Origin of the sequence: Sphaerisporangium flaviroseum, from assembly GCF_039537005.1 — a bacterium.
Taxonomy (GTDB): domain Bacteria; phylum Actinomycetota; class Actinomycetes; order Streptosporangiales; family Streptosporangiaceae; genus Sphaerisporangium; species Sphaerisporangium flaviroseum.
The window spans coordinates 1-19,005 of sequence record NZ_BAAAZR010000032.1; the positions used below are offsets into that span (position 1 = coordinate 1).

The window sequence follows — 19,005 nt, forward strand, 5'->3', positions numbered from 1 at the left end:
CAGGGGCTTGCCGATCGGCTGGCGGGTCGCTGCGTCCCAGAGCCGTACGGTTCCGTCGTTGCTGACGGTGGCCAAGATCCTTCCGTCCGGACTGATGGCAAGGCTCTGAGCGGCGATGCTGGAGATGGTGACCTGGCCCTGGCTGAGGGGCGCTGTCGTGAGAGCATTGCGGGCTGCGCTGCTGGGTGCGATCCGCCAGGCGGCTACGGCGAGAAGGGCGGAAAGGGTGGGATCTGTGACGCCTTGCCGGGCTAGGGCGATCCGTTCGGAGATCGCGGTGTTGCGTTGTCCTACCGCCAGGTTCCTCGCTTGCATAGCGAAGATCGCGGTAGAGACGGATATGGCTGTAAGGACGACGGCGGTTGTTCTGATGAGGTTTCGTCGTCGGTGATGGGCCCGCCGGGAGGCGCGCAGGAAACGGGCCGTCAGATCGGAGTTTGGCTGGCTGATCCCGGCTTGGGCTAACTCCAGCCGAGTCCCTCTGTAGAGGTAGGCGGGGTCACCATGGTTGGTGGCCCACACGGTGGCGTCGTTGTGGAGTTGAGCCTGGACGCGGATCTGATCGATGTTGTCCTTGATCCAGTTCCGGAGGCGAGGCCACGCGTATAAGAGGGCCTCGTGGATGAGGCTGGCGGTGTCCTCGTCGACCACGATCAGCCGGCCACTGGTGAGTGCCTCCAAAGCGGTGCTCAGGTCGCTGTCGGGGCCTGACAGGTCGAGGGTGTGCAGGTCGATGGAGCGCCGGATGACGCGCTGGTCCTCGGTGACCGCCGCCATCGCACACAGCAGGGCTTGGGCGGCCGACCGTTGGCCTGAGCTGAGGCGCTGGTACACCTCCTCAGCGTGGGATGCGATGCTCCCGGTGAGACCGTCGGCGCTCCTGTAGGCCGCGATGGTGAGGGTGTCCCCTTCCTTGCGCTGCCAGGCGCGGCTCAATGCCTGGGACAGCAGCGGTAGTGCTCCAGCCGCCATATCGCCGGAGGGGTCGGTCGAAACCATGTCAGAGAGGACCAGGTCGACCAGGCCGGGTTCCAAGGTCAGGCCGGCCACGGCAGCTGGCCCAGCGACGGCCTGACGGATGTCTGTCCTGGTCATGGGCCCGACAACGAAGATTCCTGATCTCAACGCGTCCCATAAGGGCAGGCATGCGGCGCAGTCTGCGAGGAAGTCGGCACGCACGCCGAGGACTACTACCGCTAGCGGGTCCGCATCGTCGTGTGAGGAGGCTATGGACCGCAGCGCCTTGATGAAGGTGTCACGATCACCTTGTGTAGCGTGGGTGAATACCTCTTCGAACTGGTCGATGACAAGAATCATCCGCCTGCGGCCACTCGCTTCCACGCCACGGTCGGCAGGGTCGCTGGCCATGAGGATCGACCGGAGCAGTTCATACGCCCGGTCCGGGTCATCGGCCATGGTCTGCTGTAAGGCACGGGGACTTACGGTGGCGAACCGGGCGAACGCGGCGGCCAGCTCACGCAACGGCGCCTGCCCTGGGGTGATCAGTAGCTGAGGCCAGTGCCTGGCCTCGGAACCTAGAGCCCCTCGGTCGATCGCTGGGAGCAGGCCAGCACCGAGCAGCGAGGACTTGCCCGCCCCTGAAGGGCCGGTCACCACGAGCACACTGGGCCCGGCCAGTCGGCTGGAGAGCTGTTCGATGAGTTGAGCGGACATGCTCTCGCGGCCGTAGAACACCTCCGCGTCGGCTGCGGTGAAGGAGGCGAGCCCAGGGTAGGGGCACACATCTCGCCATTGGGCACTCGGCTCTCCCCGGTCGCGCCGATGGTCGAACCTGACCCGTTCCCAAGCGGACTGCCAGTCCTTGATTTCCTCTGCCGACACCCCACACGCGGCCAGGAAGGCCTCCGCAGTCTGCCACGACGGCAGCCGTTCGCTGGACTTCAACGCCTCGCTCAGCGTCGTACGCGCCAGAAAATACCCATGCCGACGGGCCAGCGCGCACAGTGCCCGTAGCGAGGGATCACCAGCCAGCACCTTCTGCCCGAGCAACGCACGCTGGAATCCCCGCGGATCCGTCACTGAGCCCAACGCAGTCCCACCGGGATCCCAGTCCCCAACGTTCGCCGGCCCGTCTCTCCAGCCCAGGCCTGACGCAGCACTATCAGACTCCGATGCCGGAGCCTTCGTGCCCTGGCCCACCGGCTCAGGAGCGGCCGCCTCCCAACGCGACAGCCACTCCTTGGGATCACCACCGCACCCCCGGACGAACGCAGAAGTTGCCTCCCAGGTGGGTCGGGAATCACCGCTTGCGGCCTCGCTCAGCGCGCCTGATGCGTAATGTGCGCGCTGAGCGAGTTCCCGGTAGGTCAACCCGGCCTCTGCTCGCAGCTCCCGCAACGCCATGGCGAATGCGGCAAGTGGACCAGAGCGCGGATCGATCGGCTTCTCAGGGCGCCCCAACGCTCCCTCTCCTCACCGATTCAGTGCAGGCCCATGACCCGATCGATCACCGCGCGTCAGGCTGATCGCCCCGAAGGTGACAGATGCCCTGCACCACAGGGACGGTGGCGGCGATGATGCCGAGTGCGATTGTGGCTTCGTAGCCGAACCGCACGAGAACGATGACGGCCATCAAGATGACCACCAGAACAACCACCTGCGTCCAGGGGGTAGGAATACAGACCCCCGACCCGTCAGACCGGAACTCCATGACTGATCTCCCTCCACTCTCATCCGCTGGTTCCCGAGGCGCTGCAACACGTGGTCACGTTGTTTGCCCTCAACGTGACCACTGACGCTTCGCCTACATCCTGGAATCTCGGGGCGTCTCTGTCGACAACATCAGCGGGGAAAGCACCTTCAGGCTGGCAAACACGAACAACCGATCATCTATGGTCGTTTCGCAGTGCTGCCGGACGATTTGGTGAACAACCCGGGGGCTCTTCCTGCGGCTTGCGGGACAGTGCTCGCCTTAGCGGTGAACAATTCGCATTTGCGCAGGTCAGTTGCGGCCGGATTGTTCAGACGTCCGCGATGCTCCCACTAGCTTGCAGGACAGCTCCCGACCAGGGAATCGTGAGATTACGCAGGATCCCTAGAGGCTTCTGCTTTCGTCTGCTGGTTCCAGACGGAAATCCAAAGGGGGACCCCTGATTTGCCCCAGGGGTCCCCTCCGCGGACAAATCGGCCACGTCTGCCAGACCAACTTCTTTGGCGACCGCTGGTTTTCGAGATCATCAAGGCCAACATCAAACCCGTCAAGCTCGACACCACGGGATAGGTGACCCGCAAGGACCTGAACCAGCTGACCGAGAACTGCAACCGGCCCGAGCTCGGCGGCCCCACCGCCCGGCACGCCCGCCTGGCGGGCCGGACGGGCTCAGACCCGCTGACGATCGAGAAGGCCCGGGAGCTGATCACCGTCATCACCCACCGATGGGTGGAGAGCCTGCCCTGACCTGGGCCCGACTATCCGCGGCTGTCGTACCCGGCGGTCATCGGCCCGCCTGCAGGGCGGCGAGGTCGGCGCGAGCCTGCGCGAGGGCCTCAGGGTAGGCCTGCGTCTTGTCGTGGTCGGCCAGGGCGCGATAGATGCTGGCGATCGAAGGATTAAGGCCCTTGCGCTTGCCGGTCGGGATGATGAGGTCGGGCCGGATCTGCTCGACGGTCTCGCCGACAGCGCGGCGCCGCAGCACGGTGTGGAGCATGTCGTCGGTGATGACGGGCGGGCGGCCGCCGTGCTTGCCCTTGCGGGCAGCGGCGTCCAGGCCTTCGAGGGTGGCCTCGCGGATGTTCTCGCGCTCGGTCTCGGCCATGGCGGCGAAGAAGGCGAACAGGATCCTGCCCGGTCCGCTCGGGTCGTAGATTCCGGGCAGCGGCCCGGCGAGCATCTCCAGAACCAGGCCATGGGCGGTGAGGTGATCGGCCAGGGCGGTGAGTTCGGCGGCGTCGCGGCCCAGCCGCTTCATCTCGTACACGGTGATGATGACGCGGCAGTGCGGGGCGTGCGCCTTGATCTGGCGGGCGGCGGTCAGCGCGGCCTCGAACTGCGGGCGGACCCGCACTCTGGTGGAGATCTTCTCGCTGAAGATCTTGTCTCGCGGGATGCCATGCGCGGCGAGCGCGTCGAACTGCGACTGCAGTTCCTGGGTGAAGGTCGAGCAGCGGGCGTACCCGATCCTGATGTCGGCGGACGGTCCGTCGGCCGGGAGGGCCTCGGGCGGCGGGGTGCCGGGCCGCCACGGCTGGCCGGGGCCGCGGTTGGCGGGAGTCTGCACCCGCAGGCGCTTGGCGAGCCGGGCGACCTTCGTGAAGCGGCCGGTGTGATAGGTCCCGGCGACGGCGCCAGATCGGGATCTACAGGGCGATCCGGGCTCGACGCCGCATCGCGGACACGGCTGCCGTTCGACTTCGTCGGCGTCGGTCAGGTCGGTAGCGGAGTCGGGGGAGCCGGGAAGATCAACCACCCTCGAATCGTCTCACAAACATTTCTCAGAACGGAGCCGACTCCGTGTTTGAGTGAGAACGAGTTCTGAGAGGAAATCCGCCTCTTCGAGGCCCTCGCGCGGAGGCGTGCGCTCAAGTTCTCAGAATGGAACGTTTCTGCGAGGCGCTGGCCCGCTCCTGCCTCAAATCTTCTACCGCCAAAATCCGGTCCGATTCTCCCCGAAGGCCGAAATGAGCCGACGGCGAAGGTCGCGTGGTCACAGGCCGATTACTGGACAGCCCCCGGGGCTCACACGGAGGACGGGTCAGCTCGACGGGATCGGGGTGCAGGTCGCGGTGGGCGGGGTGGCGGTGCCGCTCGAGGTCGCCAGGAAGCCGAACGTGGTGGACCCGCTGGGGGCCAGCGCTCCGTTGTAGCTCTCGTTCGTGATCGTGTACGGCCCGGCGGTGCTGTCGGTGCGGGCGCCCCAGATCTGCGTGATCCGCTGACCGTCGGGGAAGGTGAGTGTCACCGTCCACCCGGTGGTCCCGGTGGTCCCGGTGGTCCCGGTGGTCCCGGTGGTCCCGGTGGTCCCGGTGGTCCCGGTGGTCCCGGTGGTGCCGGTGGTGCCGGTGTTGGTCACCGTCACCTTTCCCTGGGATCCGCCGGACCAGCTGCCGACCTGGCTGTACACCGCCGTGCAGGTCGGACGGGGTTCCGGGCAGGCCGGGGCGGCGGCGGTGACCGTTGAGGTGAAGGCAGAGGTGTTCCCGGCCGCGTCACGGGCCCGGACCTGGTAGCGGAACATCCCCACACCGGACTGCGTGAACGACGTGGTCGTCGAGGTGCCCACGGAGACGAACGTGCCGCCGGTGGTGCCGGGCGCGCGCCAGATCTCGTACCCGATGACGCCCACGTTGTCCGTCGACGCGGTCCAGCTCAGCGTCACCGAGCCGCAGGTGGCGCTCGCCGTCGGCGTACCCGGTGTGGTGGGCGCCTGCGTGTCGGGCGGCGGCATGGTCGGGCACGGCGGCGGCACGATGCTGACCGGCTCGGTGAAGGCGGAGGTGTTGCCGGCCGTGTCGCGTGCTCGCACCTTGAACTGCAACAGCCCGGTGATGGGCTGGGTGAAGGAGGTGGTCGTGGTCGTGCCGGCCGAGGTGAACGCGCCGCCGTTGGTCGCGCTCGCCCGATGCCGCGCGCTCCGGCAATCGCATTTCGATCAGGGATGTAGCTTTCATCGCGTTCCGTGTGAACGACCCCTGGGGGGATTCGCGGCCGTACCGCACTGGCCTGGCGGAAGTCCGGTCGCGGCCGGTCGTCGAAACATTTCGCTCACTAAATGATCTGACTATTGATATGTCGCTTTGTAAAAGTGCATATAGTCCGTTGGTAAGCGATTCCGCCGGCCGGCTCGCAAGGATGGATATCCGCATTCCGGCACTGAGCACGATCGCCCGCACGCCGTGTGGCGGCCGATCTCCGGCATCGGCATATTCGATCACATATCTGTTGACGCCGTTCAACCGCGTCCACTTCGCCGTGCCGAGCCGTATATCGCAACCGAGATAAGCGACCCCGGAGCCAGACATGGACGTACGGAAGACACCGGTCAGCGCACACTTGGCCTTCGGTCCCGCCGGGAGCGGCGGGACCGGGCCCACGGTCCTCGTCGACCCCCGGGACACAGGCGTGATGGGCCTGCTCCGCGGCGCGGCCAGGCCGCGGCACCTGCTCGCGATCGTCCTCGGGTTCTACCGCACCCCGCTGGCCTGGGTGGGGCTGCTCATCTCCATGGTCATCCTGGCGTACGGCGGTGGCGCGATCATGTTCTGGTACCACGCCGTCCACCTCGGCGAGGGCGGTCCGGCGATCAGCCACTGGCAGCACTGGTTGCTGGACTCCACGGCCGGCTTCATCGGCCTCGCCCCGGCGCTCGCCGTCATCCTGCCGCTGGCCACCGTGGCCTCGCTGCCGCCGGGGGGTGCCCAGGCGGCGCGTACCATCCGCCCGGTGCTGTACGCGCTGGCAGGCGGGGTCATGTTCGCCCTGGTCACCGCTCCGGGGCCGTTCCTGCACGACCTGCTGGTGGGACGCGGCACCTGGCTCGCCGACACGGTCACCGAGATGTGGGGGAACGGTCAGGCTCCGCAGGCGTTCGCCGTGCCGGTGAGCGTGCCCGTGGAACTGGGCCGTCAGATCGCGGTGGGCCTGCCGACCTACATCGTGCTCATGGGCGTCGCTCTCCTGGCCGTCCGGGGATTCGTACGGCTCGGCCACTCGCTGTCCCGATCACGCGTATAGGCCGGGGCGGAACGTATCGAAATACACCATGGCCGTGTATACGGCTGAACAGACCTTGCCGACCCGTTGGGCTGCACTTGTGGCCATCGTCCGGAACGTATCCGGGCGCGCACCCACAGGGGAAGGAAAGGCCATGCGCAAGGTTTTTCGGTGGGCGGGGGCACCGCTGATCGGGATGGCACTGGCGGGCACGCTGCTGCCCGCAGCGTCCGCGTCCGCGTCGGTGGCGCCGGCGCCGGTGGCGGCGGCGACCACGACGACCTACGAGATCGACCTGATCTCGCTGACATGCAACAAGAAGCAGGACTCCGTCGGCAAGGACGAACCCCAGCTCTTCATCGACGGGGTGAGCAAGTTCGGTCCCGGCAGCATGGGAAAGGGGGACATGGTCGTCCTGACGGGCACCCACCAGTTCACCGGCACCGCGACGATGGAGTTGTTCGATGTGGACCCCGGCAATGACGACTTCCTCGGCAGCGTCACCGTCAGCAGCGCCGAGTCCGGGCAAGGCGTCCAGGTCGAGACGTTCGACCACCTGAACCACGCCGAGTACACCATCCTGTACGAGGTCAACCCGGCCTGATCCACACGGGCTCGATCCGGTGGGCCCGTGACCACGGGGGGCCTCGCCGCGACCGGCACTCAAGGACGCCGTTCCAGTGATTCGGCGTGCCTTGGGTGCCTGTCGTGGGTAATCAATTGTTTCGGCGACGTCTGCGGATAATTACCTGTTTGGTGCTCTGAGGGGAAGTTACGATCAGGGCGCTTGACGGGGGTCATGCCGACGGGGGTCGCGATGGACGGGTTACGCGTGCGTGTGCTCGGGTCGTCCTCGATAGCCGGGGAGGACGGCCGGGCCGTTTTGATCAGATCCGCGAAGGCGCGGGCATTGCTGTTCTATTTGATCGTCGAGGGCACCGCGCACACCAGGCCGGCCCTGGCGGGCCTGCTGTGGAGCGAGCGGACGGAGGCCAACGCGCGCGGGAGCCTCCGGCTCGCCTTGATGGAGCTGCGCCGGGCCGTGGGCGACCACCTGGTGATCACCCGGACACAGGCCGCCTTCGATCGCGGCCGGCCGTACAGCCTCGACTGGGACGACCTGGTCCAGCGCGGTTCGGTGCCGGGGGACTACCGGGGCGGTTTCCTCGACGACCTGGCGATCCCGGACGTCCCCCGCTTCGACGACTGGATCGCCGGGCGCCGGTGGCAGGCGGAGCAGGCGGCGACACGGGTGCTCGGCGAGCGGGCCCGCGCGGCGCGCGATCGAGGCGAGCACGATGAGGCGGTACGGCTCGCGCGGCGCGTCCTTGAGATCGATCCGCTGGACGAGAGCGCCCACAGGTCGATCGTCGAGATCCTTTCGGCGATGGGCAACCGCGCGGGCGCGCTCGCCCAGTACGAGGCGTGCCGCCGGACGCTGGAGCAGGAGCTCGGCGTGGCGCCGGACCCTCATACCCAGGCGCTCCGTCAGCGGATCGCGACCCCCGGCCACCGAGCCCCCGTTCCAGCGGTGGCGGGTGGGCCAGGTACGGAGGCGCCGTCGAAAGGCCCGAGCGGACGGGCCGGCGAGGTCGAGACGGGGAGGCCGTGCGGGGGTTCACGGCGCAGGCTGCCCCGTCCGCTGACCGAGTTGATCGGCCGTGACGCCGAGATCGAGCGGGTGTCGGCGAGGTTGCGAGATCCGCGCGTCCGGCTGCTCACGCTGACCGGCCCGGGCGGGGCCGGCAAGACCCGGCTGGCCATCGCCGTCGCCGAACGGTCCGACACCGAGGTGCAGTTCGTCTCGTTCGCCGGAGTGCGCCCGCCGAACGACCACGTCACCCCGACGGGCGGGGGGCAGGCGGAGGCGGCCATGCCGGAGACCGATGCGGTCGTGACGACATTGGCCGGGGCCATCGGCGTCGACCTGACGCCTCCCAGGCCGGCACGTGACCTGCTGCTCGCCGCCCTGCGCGACCGGCACATGATCCTGGTCCTGGACAACCTGGAGCACCTGCCCGCCGCGGCACCGCTCGCCGGGGCGATCCTGTCGGTGGCGCCCGCCGTACGGATCCTGGCGACCTCGCGGCGCAGGCTGGGCATCTGCGCGGAGCACGTCCACGAGGTGCCGGCCCTGCCGGACGCCTCGGCGCGGGCGCTGTTCGTCGATCGGGCGAGGAAGCTCGACACCGGCTTCGACCCCGACGCGTGCGCGCTCGCCCGTATCTGCGCGGCCGTCGGCGGCCTTCCCTTGGCGATCGAGCTCGCCGCGAGCCTGACCCGGGCGCTGACGTGCGGGGAGATCGCGGACCGGCTGGAGGCCGGCGATCCGGCGATGGCCACCGCCGGCCGCGCCATGGCGACATCGCCCTGCGCGCCCGCGGACCTGCTCGAGCACCCGGCACCGGCCGCGGCGGTGCGGCACGCCAGCATGAAGCAGGTCTTCGACGCCTCGTGGCGGCTGCTCAACCCGCCGGAGCAGCAGGCCCTTGCCGCCGTCTCGGTGTTCGGCGGAGGCTTCACGCTCGCCGCCGCGCTCGAGGTCGCGGCCACCACCGCCGTGGTCCTCGTCCGGCTGACGGATCATTCCCTCGTGCGCCGTGACCATGACGGCCGTTACCGGGTGCACGAACTCGTACGGCAGTACGCGGTCGCGCGTCTCGCCGACGACGGGCCACCGGCCCGCCACGCCGCCTGGTACGCCCGGTTCCTGCGCGAGCGGGCGGCCCGGCTTCGCGACCACGCCGACTCGGCCGTGCTCGGGGAGATCGAGCCGGAGATGGACGACATCCGGCTGGCCTGGCGGTACGCCGGCTCGGATCGTGCGGCGTTCGCGGAGGACTACTGGACGCTGTGCCTGCGCAGGCACTACTACGAGGAAGCGCTGTCGGTCGCCTCGGACATGATCGCGGCAGGGTCCACGGCGCAGGGGGCCGAGGCGGCACGGTGGCACCGGCTGGCGGGGATCGCCCACTTCCAGATCGAGAGGGGAGGGGAGAGCCTGCTGGCGCTGACCGACGCGCTGGCGGTGGCCGATCGGCCGCTCCCGGCGACCCGGATCGGGAAGCTGATGGTGATGGCCGGGGCCCTCGCGCGCCAGGTGGTCTACCGCACGACTCCCGTCGCGGCGGCGGCCCCCAGGGCGCCCGAGCGCGCGCTGGCCACCGAGGCGGCACGGACGCTGTCCCTCCTGACCGAGTTGAGCTTCCACCGGCAGGATCAGGCCACCATGCTGCTCACCGTGCTGCGTCACCTGGACATGGCGGAGCGGGCGGGTACGACCGTCGAGCGCGCCGAAGCGTACGCGAACTTCGCGGTCGTCACCGCCCTGGCGGGGTGCGAAAGGGTGTCGCGCCACTACGGCCGCCTCGCCGACGAGGCGATCGCGGAGGTGCCGGACCCTGTCGCGGTGTCCCGCGCCCGCCTGGCCCGGGGGCTGCGACTGGCCGCGGAGGGACGGTTCGCCGAGGCGCAGCGGGCCCTGACCCTGGCCCGCAGCCATCCCGTCGAACCCCGCCTCGCCGAGCACTGCCACGGGCTGCTCGCCGACCTGGAGGTCCAGCGCGGACGCTACGCGACCGCCGTCCCGTTGATGGCCGCGGTGGCCGCGATGTCGGTGGCGCGGATGGGAGACGAGCTGTCCGGCTACTGGTGCCTGACCGGCCAGGCGGAGGCGATGCTGCGGCTCGCCGACTGCGAACCGGCCGACGTGGCCGCCGTGCTGAAGGCCGCGGGGGAGGCGACGTTCGCGCTGCGCACGCTCGACGCGGACCATTTCGCACGGGCCGGCGCGAAGATCCCGACGATCCAACGGGTGCGGCTCGGCACGGCGCGGGCCCGGCTCTGCCTGCTCGGCGGGGACCTCGCCACGGCGCGCCTGGCCGTCCATGACGCGCTGTGTGCCGCGGACCGGCCGGACATGCCGCTGGCGGGCACTCTCGAGGCGTGGGCGGGGATCGCGGAGGTGCTGTGGGCGCTGGACATGGCCGACGCCGCCATCCCCGCGGTGCTGCGGCACATGGCGAGGCTGGCCCGGCGGACCCCGTCCGCCGCCGCCCGCATGGGCTGGGCGGCCGCGCTGCTGCTCCATCTCACCGGGCGGCGTCCGGCGGCGGCGAGGAGCGCCACGCGGGGTCTGGCCGCCGCTCGCAGGCTGGGGATCGTCTTCGACGAGGCCAGGTCACGTGAGGCGCTGGGCGATGTCGAGCAGGCCGCCCGGCTCCATCGGCGCGTCGGCACGATGCCGCTCACGCGGCCGCGATGAGCCGCGCGGCCCCCGCCGCCTCATGCCCGCCCGCATCGAGACCTTCCGCCCGCCGTCCGGTCCCCCAGTGGCGGTGCCCTGGGACATGACGGCGCCGGGTTCCGCCAGGGATCAGTTCGCTTCGGCGAGGCGGCCGGTCGCCGTTCCCGCGCGGTGACGGAGGGCGTCCAGGTCGCGGACGATGATCTCCCGGCGGCCGGTCTCGATCCAGCCGCGGTCACGGAGGACGCGCAACGCCTTGGCGGTCGCTATGCGCGACGATCCGGTCCATCCGGCCAGTTCCTGCTGCGACAGGGGAAGGGTGATCCGCAGTCCCACCGGACATCGCGCGCCGAACCGGTCGGCGAGTTCGACCAGCCGTCTGGTCACCCGGCCGAGCGTGTCGACGGAGCTGAACTCGACCAGCTTCTCCTCGGCGTCACGCAGCCGCCGGCCGAGCAGCCGCAGCAGCGCGGCGCCCACGACGGGTCTCGTCCGCAGGAACCCGGCGACCGCCGAGGACGCAAGGGACAGCCCGGTCACCGGTTCGAGGGTGGTCGCCGACACGGCGCGGTCCCGCTCGCCGAGGACCGACAGCTCTCCGAGCAACTCGCCGGGGCCGAGGATCCACAGCACCACCTCGTTGCCGCCCTCGGTCATGCACGTGACCTTCACCCGGCCCGTCCGCAGCACCATCACCCAGTCCGAGCGGTCACCCTCCCGGAACAGGTCCGCACCGGCGGGCCATCGTCGTACCCGCCCGCGCAGCTCCGCCAGTTCCTTCTCCCACCCGTCCACGGTCTCCTCCTTCACCTGGGAATGAGCGTGGCGGCGGTGGCGTCAGCGCATCGTTTGCGCGGCGTTAGCGTGGCGGCTCCCACGTCACTTGACGCGGTGTGGCTTCGTACCGGAAAGTTTCAGCGGCACACCGGCGCCGGCCTTCGGCGGCGATCTACAGGGGCGCGGTGAAACGGCAGGTGAGAGCGTGGCCGCCGAGGTCGTCGAGCGCCCCCTCGCCGGCGGGCGAGCCCTGACACGTTGACGTGGGGTACCCCGGACCGGATTCTGGGGTGGGCGTCGCCCGGCCCCTATCGGCGAACGAAGGCGGGACGGCCGTCCATGGGCGGTATACCAGCGAGAGCCTGCGAAGATGCGGGCCAGAGGCACTCTCTGCCGGATCCGCCCGGGCTCTGCGCCGGCGTTCGCGGGCTGTGCCCGGCTGGGGCCGGAACCGTTCCGCGGGGCGCCTGCGCCGATGTCCCGTATCTCTCCTCACCACCCTCGGATCGTGAGCTCCACCTGACCATCACTCTCAGTGACCAATCGGTGACTCGGCCGTTCTGGTCGCGTTCCCGCACGGCCGCCGTCGCCCGTGTGACCGCGACAGCCGCCGGCCACCACGAGACCAAGAGGTGATCTCATGCAATTCGACCGCTTCAGCGGACCGGTGCTCTCCCTGTTCCGCGTCGTGACAGGGCTGTTGTTCCTGTGCCATGGCGTGGCGTCGATCTTCGGCGTCTTCGGTGGCAGCCGCGGCTCGGGCCAGGCCATCCCCTTCGGCCTCTGGCCCGGATGGTGGGCCGCCCTCATTCAGGTGATCTTCGGCACCCTCGTCCTGGTGGGGCTCTTCACCCGCCTGGGCGCGCTCATCTCGTCCGGTTCCATGGCGTACGCGTACTTCGTGGTCCACCAGCCTGAGGCGCTCATGCCGTTGCGCAACGGTGGTGAGCTCGCCGTGCTCTTCTGCTGGTCGTTCTTCCTCGTCGCCGTCCTCGGCCCGGGCACGTGGGCGCTGGACACGGTGATCAGACGCCACCGGCGGGATGAGCTCCGGGCGTACACCCCCGCCCCGGCTCAGGTGACCTGAGGAACCGGTTCCGCCGGGGCCCGGGCCGCGGATCCCGGCGGAACCGTCACCATCCCCACGGGCGTGCGGGACGGGTCAGGGCGGCGCTTCCTCAGGAGTGGCCAACAACTGCATAACGCCACTTTGGTCTCAGTGAGAATGAGAGGCTTAGACTCATTCGGGGTTGGGGTTGGCTATCTGAGAGGAAGCATGAGCGCTTTTCTGGCCGCAGACGATCTTGACGCCGATCGCACTCCGGATCATCGGCAGGCCGGGCCGACCGTCCTCCGCATGATCGTCGGCGCGCAGCTCCGCCGGTTGCGTGAGGCGGGGAACATCACCCGTGCCGTGGCGGGGTATGAGATCCGGGCGTCCGACACCAAGATCAGCCGTCTGGAGCTGGGGCGCACGGGGTTCAAGCCACGGGACGTGGCCGACCTGCTGACGCTGTACGGGGTGACCGACGCCGCCTTGCGCGACGACCTTCTGGCGCTGGCCGAGCAGGCGAACATGCCGGGCTGGTGGCAGGCCTACAGTGACGTGGTGCCGCCCTGGTTCGAGCCCTATATCGGGCTGGAGCAGGCCGCCAGCGTCATCCGTATGTGGGAGGTGCAGTTCATCCCCGGCCTGCTGCAGACCGAGGACTACGCCCGCACCGTCATCCGCCTCGCCCGCGACACCGCCGAGGGCGAGGTCGAGCGGCGCGTCGGCCTGCGGATGAGACGCCAGCACATCCTCACCGGCGCGAAGGCGGTGAAGCTGTGGGCCGTGATCGACGAGGCGGCGCTGCGCAGGCTCGTCGGCGGGGCCGCCACGATGCGCGCCCAGATCGAGCACCTGCTCGAGGTCGGCGAGCTTCCGAACGTCACCATCCAGGTCATGCCGTTCAGCTTCGGCGGCCACGCCGCGGCGGGCGGGCCCATCACCATCCTGCGCCTGGCGGCCCACGAGCTTCCTGACGTCGTCTATCTCGAGCAGCTCACCAGCGCGCTGTACCCCGACAAGCCAGCCGAGATCATGCACTACTGGGACGTGATGAACCGTCTCAGTGTCGAGGCCGAGTCGTCGGCCGCGACGGTCAGGCGCCTGCGGAGCATCCTCAAGGAGCTGTGACCTCGCCGGAGCCGGCGTCAGCCCGGGCCACAGGGGCCACGCCGATTGTGGGTGCCGCACACATTTCCGGCGTGCGAGGCGCGATCTAACTTGGCGAACACCACGGGTGTGATCGACGTCACAGCATCTCGCGGCAGTCGTGAGATCGGTTCCCGTGGAAGGAGCTGATCAGGGTGAAGCGCTTCCTGTACTCATCCCTCACGTTACTGGTGGCCGTGCTGTCCGCGGTGGTGGTGACGCAGTTCACGGCCGGCCGCGCCGGCGCGGCCTCGCTCACCAGGATCACCGGGTTCGGGTCCAACCCCGGCGGCCTCAACATGTGGCTCTACCGGCCCGATGGCCTTCCCGGCAACGCGCCGCTCGTCGTGGCCATGCACGGCTGCACGCAGACGGCGAACGACTACTACGCCAACTCGGGCTGGAAGAAGTACGCCGACCTCCACCACTTCGCCGTGGTCTTCCCCGAGCGGATCGACTCGGCCGCGTTCCCCTCGAACTGCTTCCAGTGGTTCCAGGAGTCCCACATCACCCGGGGCCAGGGTCAGGCGCTGTCGGTGGCCCAGATGGTCGGCCACGCCACCCGGACCTACCAGCTGGACGCCACGAGGGTCTATGTCACCGGGCTGTCGGCGGGCGGCGCGATGGCCGCCGTCATGCTGGCCACCTACCCCGACCTGTTCACGGCCGGTTCGATCGTGTCCGGCCTGCCCTACCGGTGCTCCCCGCCCGCGTCCACCTCGACCTGCCAGTACTCCGGTGTGGACAAGACCCCGGCGGCCTGGGGTGACCTGGTGCGCAACGCCTACCCCGGCTACACGGGACGGCGTCCGAGGGTCGCGATCTGGCACGGGCAGTCGGACGCGGTCGTGGTGCCCAAGAACGGGATCGAACTGCGTGATCAGTGGACGAACGTCCTCGGTGTCTCACAGACGCCGGTCTCGTCCGAGTCGCTGCCTGCGGGCACGACCCTGGAGAAGTACGGCGCCGACATGGTCCGCCTGTACAAGATCGCCGGTGCGGGGCATGGCACCCCCGTCGATCCCGGCACCGCCGCCGACCAGTGTGGCACCGCCGGCGCCTACTTCCTGGACAGCATCTGCTCGGCCTACCGTGACACCCGCTTCTTCGGGCTGGACGGTTCCGTGGTTCCTCCGACCGGCACTCCCACACCGACTCCGACGATCAGCCCGACGGTGGCGCCGGTGTGCGTGACGGCCAGTAACTACGCTCATACCACCGCGGGCCGGGCTCACCAGTCCGGCGGGTACACCTACGCGAACGGTTCCAACGACTCGATGGGGTTGTGGAACACCTTCACGATTCACACGCTCAAGCAGACAGGTCCCGGATACTGGATCGTCGCGGACGGTCAGTGTGCCTAGGCTCGCATCCCGGCTTGAGGGCTCGGGTGACCGACGGCGCCGCCCCGGGAATCGGGTGGGAACCGCTGATTTCCGGATCCGGTGAAACGCGTGACGGTGAATGAGGGAAACCATTGCCGTGACTGCGCGGAATTCGAAGCCTTTACCTCGTGCCGAGGTGGTGCCCTTCCTGTCCGGGTACCGACACTATTGCGGAGCTGAAGCCGTGCCTTCGCCCACCAAGTGTGGTGATCTCGCGACATCTGGCAAGGCGTTCGGCGCTCGACGCACCAGCGAAGAGGAGAGCCCAAGCATGATCAGTGACAACCTGTGGACATACCGGCCCGACGTATACGGCACCGACCAGACCATGGACGTCGTCGGCTTCGACGTGGAGGCCGTCGACGGCAAGATAGGCACGGTGGACGAGGCGAGCAACGTGGTGGGCGAGAGCTACATCGTCGTCGACACCGGGCCGTGGATCTTCGGTAAGAAGGTCGTCCTCCCCGCCCTCGTCGTCACCCAGATCAACCGGCCGGACCGCAAGATCTACGTGGCCCGCACCAAGCAGGAAATCAAGAACGCCCCCGAATTCGACCAGAAGTCCTACAAGGACGCGGGTTACCGGGCGAGGCTCGCCGGATATTACGGAAATCTCCCCGGAGCCATGTAAGGACCACATGGATGGGCCGTTCGTGTGCACGCGAACGGCCCATCACCGTGCTCGGGATCCTGGTTTCACCCCTCTTCCCGTCCGCGGGGAAACCTCGCGAGAAAACCCCCGGATCAATGTGACGCCCGCCCACTTCAACGCCCCTGAACGTCAGCGGGCGTCACCCCTGGGCGCGGGATACCGCGTTGTGCACCTCCGCGGGGGCGGGTTACGCTGTGCGACACGTGATCGCGCCGGTCGGCGCGGCACCGGGCGAGTCACACGAACAGGATCTGGTCCAAGTCATGGCCTTCCACGAGGTGGGGCGGCGAGCTACCCGCGCCGAGCTGGGGAACGAGCTTTCGTTCTCGGCCCGGCTCGGCGGCGTGCGCCGGCGTCCCATCGACCTCGTGAGGCCTTTCCATGCGCTCTTCTGAGATCCGTTCGACCTTCCTCGACTTCTTCACCGCCCGTGATCACCGCGTGGTGCCGTCCAGCTCGCTGATCCCGTCCGACCCGACGCTGCTGCTCACCGGGGCCGGGATGATCCAGTTCAAGCCGTACTTCCTCGGTGGGGCCGTGCCCGAGCACGTGCGTGCCACGTCGCTGCAGAAGTGCGTGCGTACGTCCGACATCGAGAACGTCGGGCGTACGACGAGGCACGCGACGTCCTTCGAGATGCTGGGCAACTTCTCCTTCGGCGACTACTTCAAGCAGGAGGCGATCGCCTGGTCGTGGGAGCTGCTCACCCGGCACTTCAATCTCGATCCGGCCCGGCTGTGGGTCACGGTCTACACCGACGACGACGAGGCCGAACGGCTGTGGCGCCGCATCGGCGTCCCGCCCGGGCGGATCCAGCGGCTCGGGATGGAGGACAACTTCTGGTCCATGGGCGTTCCCGGACCCTGCGGCCCGTCCTCCGAACTGCACTACGACCGCGGCCCGGCCTTCGGCCGCGAGGGCGGCCCCGCCGTCGACGGCGAGCGCTACCAGGAGATCTGGAACCTGGTCTTCATGCAGAACCAGCGCGGAGAGGGCACAGGCAAGACCGGTTTCCCGATCCTCGGCGAGCTGCCCGCCAAGAACATCGACACCGGGCTCGGGCTCGACCGGCTCGCCGCGATCCTGCAGGACGCCGGGTCGGTGAGCCAGACCGACCTGCTGGCGCCGACCTTCCACCTGGTCCAGGAGCTGGCCGGACGCGAGTATCCCGGCAGGGACGGCAGCGAGGCCTCGGTGTCCTTCCCGGTCGTCGCCGAGCACGTCCGTACGGCCGCGTTCCTCATCGCCGACGGAGTGCTGCCCGCCAAGGACGGCCGCGGGTACGTTCTGCGGCGGCTGATGCGCCGCGCCGTCCGCCACGCCCGGCTGCTCGGCATCGACGGGCCCGTGCTGCCCGCGCTGTCCACCAGCGTCATCGACACGCTCGGCCCGGCGTGGCCCGAGCTCGAACAGCATCGCTCGCTGGTGCTCCAGGTCGTCACGGCCGAGGAGAGCGGGTTCGACCGGACGCTCCGGCAGGGCGCACGGCTGCTGGACCGCGCGATCAGCCGCGCCCGGGAGGCGGGATCACCCGCGCTTCCCGGCCGGACGGCGTTCGAGCTGCACGACACCTACGGGTTCCCCGTCGACCTGACCCTGGACGCGGCCCGCGCCGCGGGGCTGACCGTTGACCAGGACGCCTTCGCCGCGTTGCTGGAGAACCAGCAACGCCAGGGCAAGCAGGCGGGCCGCGGCAAGAAGGGCGACGCGGTCGCCCGCCAGGACACCTACCGGCAGGTCGCCGCCCGGTACGGGCTCACCGACTTCGTCGGGTACGACGCCACCACCGCCGAGACGCGGCTCATCGCGCTGCTCGGCGACGGCGAGCTGACCGGCGGCGCGACCGAGGGGGAGGAGGTCGAGGTGATCCTCGACCGCAGCCCCTTCTACGCCGAGGCGGGCGGGCAGGTCGGCGACACCGGCACCCTGCGGACCTCCGACGGCTCCGTCCTCGAGATCGTGGACACCCGGCCCGGCATCGACGGACTGCACGTCCACACGGCCCGGGTCACCAGCGGCGAGCCGCGCACCGGGCAGCCGGCCCTGGCGGTCGTGGACGCCGGGCGCCGGTCGGCCATCGCGCGATCCCACTCGGCCACCCACGTTCTGCACGCCATGCTCCGCCGCGTCCTCGGCGACCATGCCGCCCAGCAGGGCTCCCGGGTCGAGCCCGGGCGGCTGAGGTTCGACTTCGCGCACTTCAGCGCCGTCGACCCCGGCTGGCTGGCCGAGGTGCAGACGCTGGTGAACGACCACCTGCTCGACGACCCCGACGTCCGGGTGTGGGAGGCGAGCCGGGCGGAGGCCGAGGCGGCGGGCGCGACCGCGCTGTTCGGGGAGAAGTACGGCGACCAGGTGCGCGTCGTCGACATCGGTGACTTCTCCCGCGAGCTTTGCGGAGGCACGCATGTGGGTCATGGCTCCCAGGCCGGGCCCGTGCACATTCTCGGCGAGTCGTCGATCGGCGCGAGCCTGCGGCGCATCGAGGCGCTCACCGGCGCGGACGCGTTGCGCCACTACGACCACGAGCATGTCGTGCTGACCGAGCTCGCGGGACTGCTCGGCGCCCGTCCCGACCAGGCCCCCGAGCGGCTGAGGCAGCGCCTCGCGACGCTGGCCGAGGCCCAGCGGCAGCTCGAACGGCTTCGCAAGGCCGAGCTGGCCGCGATGGCCGATCTGCTCGCCGACCGCATCCAGCCGGTCGACGGCGGATGGGTGGTCACCGAGCGTCTCGACGGCGTTGCCGGTGAGGAGATACGGCCGCTGGCCGCCGAGGTGGCCGGGCGGCGCGGTGACGAGCGCGGCATCGTGGTCATCGGCGCGGACGTGGGGGGCAAGGCGATGCTCGTCGCCGCGTTGAGCCCGGGGCTGTCCGGCATCGGGCTCCAGGCCCGCGACGTCCTGGCCGGAGCGGCCAAGGCGGTCGGCGGCGGCGCCGGCGGCAACGGCGCGCTGGCGGGTGCGGGTGGACCTCATCCCGAGCGCCTCGCCGAAGCGCTCTCGGTCGCCGCGGGCGACGCCCGCGCCCACCTGGCGGAGCACCGCTGATCCGGCGCTCCGGCGGCTGGACGGCTCGCG

General features: G+C 69.6%; 15 protein-coding genes and 1 pseudogene. 10 read left to right on the forward strand and 6 right to left on the reverse strand.

Translation table 11 applies throughout. The annotated features are described in order from the left end of the window. From ABD810_RS30645 to ABD810_RS30650, 3 genes and pseudogenes are all read right to left on the reverse strand, one after another. Positions 1–2,010, reverse strand: a 2,010-nt coding sequence (locus tag ABD810_RS30645) for an NACHT and WD repeat domain-containing protein (protein ID WP_344948368.1), incomplete at its 3' end; no start/stop codon positions are given. A gap of 201 nt (positions 2,011–2,211) precedes the next feature. Continuing rightward, positions 2,212–2,364, reverse strand: a pseudogene (locus ABD810_RS41160) (helix-turn-helix domain-containing protein); the annotation flags it as partial. A gap of 103 nt (positions 2,365–2,467) precedes the next feature. After that, positions 2,468–2,671, reverse strand: coding sequence for a hypothetical protein (locus tag ABD810_RS30650; protein WP_344948373.1), 204 nt, complete (start codon positions 2,669–2,671; stop codon positions 2,468–2,470). A 570-nt stretch (positions 2,672–3,241) separates the two neighbouring features. On the opposite strand from ABD810_RS30650, the gene ABD810_RS30655 reads away from it, so the two are divergent. Continuing rightward, positions 3,242–3,418 carry a hypothetical protein gene (locus tag ABD810_RS30655; RefSeq protein WP_344948378.1) on the forward strand — a complete coding sequence of 59 codons (177 nt, stop codon included), beginning with the start codon at positions 3,242–3,244 and terminating at the stop codon, positions 3,416–3,418. A 37-nt stretch (positions 3,419–3,455) separates the two neighbouring features. On the opposite strand, the gene ABD810_RS30660 is transcribed toward ABD810_RS30655, so the two are convergent. Both ABD810_RS30660 and ABD810_RS30665 read right to left on the reverse strand, forming a co-directional pair. Next, complete coding sequence (locus ABD810_RS30660) at positions 3,456–4,427, reverse strand: recombinase family protein (RefSeq protein WP_344948383.1); 972 nt, start codon at positions 4,425–4,427, stop codon at positions 3,456–3,458. A gap of 285 nt (positions 4,428–4,712) precedes the next feature. Continuing rightward, entirely contained in the window at positions 4,713–5,483 is a 771-nt protein-coding gene (locus ABD810_RS30665; RefSeq protein WP_344948386.1) for a cellulose binding domain-containing protein, read from the reverse strand. A 494-nt stretch (positions 5,484–5,977) separates the two neighbouring features. On the opposite strand from ABD810_RS30665, the gene ABD810_RS30670 reads away from it, so the two are divergent. The 3 genes from ABD810_RS30670 (at position 5,978) to ABD810_RS30680 (ending at position 10,934) form a co-directional block, all read left to right on the forward strand. Further along, positions 5,978–6,691 carry a hypothetical protein gene (locus ABD810_RS30670; protein ID WP_344948391.1) on the forward strand — a complete coding sequence of 238 codons (714 nt, stop codon included), beginning with the start codon at positions 5,978–5,980 and terminating at the stop codon, positions 6,689–6,691. Between the two features lie 133 nt (positions 6,692–6,824). After that, positions 6,825–7,274, forward strand: coding sequence for a hypothetical protein (locus tag ABD810_RS30675; RefSeq protein ID WP_344948395.1), 450 nt, complete (start codon positions 6,825–6,827; stop codon positions 7,272–7,274). A gap of 306 nt (positions 7,275–7,580) precedes the next feature. Then, entirely contained in the window at positions 7,581–10,934 is a 3,354-nt protein-coding gene (locus ABD810_RS30680) for an ATP-binding protein (RefSeq protein ID WP_344948400.1), read from the forward strand. Positions 10,935–11,045: 111 nt separating this feature from the next. Here the strand turns inward: ABD810_RS30680 and ABD810_RS30685 are convergent, their stop codons facing one another. Then, positions 11,046–11,711 (reverse strand): Crp/Fnr family transcriptional regulator, encoded by a 666-nt coding sequence (locus ABD810_RS30685; protein ID WP_344948403.1) that lies wholly within the window; start codon positions 11,709–11,711, stop codon positions 11,046–11,048. Between the two features lie 622 nt (positions 11,712–12,333). Between ABD810_RS30685 and ABD810_RS30690 the strand changes: the two genes are divergently transcribed. From ABD810_RS30690 to alaS, 6 genes are all read left to right on the forward strand, one after another. Then, positions 12,334–12,780 carry a DoxX family protein gene (locus tag ABD810_RS30690; RefSeq protein WP_344948406.1) on the forward strand — a complete coding sequence of 149 codons (447 nt, stop codon included), beginning with the start codon at positions 12,334–12,336 and terminating at the stop codon, positions 12,778–12,780. A 189-nt stretch (positions 12,781–12,969) separates the two neighbouring features. Further along, positions 12,970–13,872, forward strand: coding sequence for a helix-turn-helix domain-containing protein (locus ABD810_RS30695; protein ID WP_344948409.1), 903 nt, complete (start codon positions 12,970–12,972; stop codon positions 13,870–13,872). Positions 13,873–14,045: 173 nt separating this feature from the next. Continuing rightward, entirely contained in the window at positions 14,046–15,254 is a 1,209-nt protein-coding gene (locus tag ABD810_RS30700; RefSeq protein ID WP_344948412.1) for an extracellular catalytic domain type 1 short-chain-length polyhydroxyalkanoate depolymerase, read from the forward strand. A gap of 292 nt (positions 15,255–15,546) precedes the next feature. Next, complete coding sequence (locus ABD810_RS30705; protein WP_344948415.1) at positions 15,547–15,906, forward strand: PRC-barrel domain-containing protein; 360 nt, start codon at positions 15,547–15,549, stop codon at positions 15,904–15,906. Between the two features lie 224 nt (positions 15,907–16,130). Then, positions 16,131–16,322, forward strand: a complete 192-nt coding sequence (locus ABD810_RS30710) for a hypothetical protein (RefSeq protein WP_344948418.1) — start codon at positions 16,131–16,133, stop codon at positions 16,320–16,322. Continuing rightward, positions 16,309–18,975, forward strand: a complete 2,667-nt coding sequence (alaS, locus tag ABD810_RS30715; RefSeq protein ID WP_344948421.1) for an alanine--tRNA ligase — start codon at positions 16,309–16,311, stop codon at positions 18,973–18,975. The genes ABD810_RS30710 and alaS overlap by 14 nt, the downstream gene beginning before the upstream one ends. The last annotated feature ends 30 nt before the right edge of the window (positions 18,976–19,005 follow it).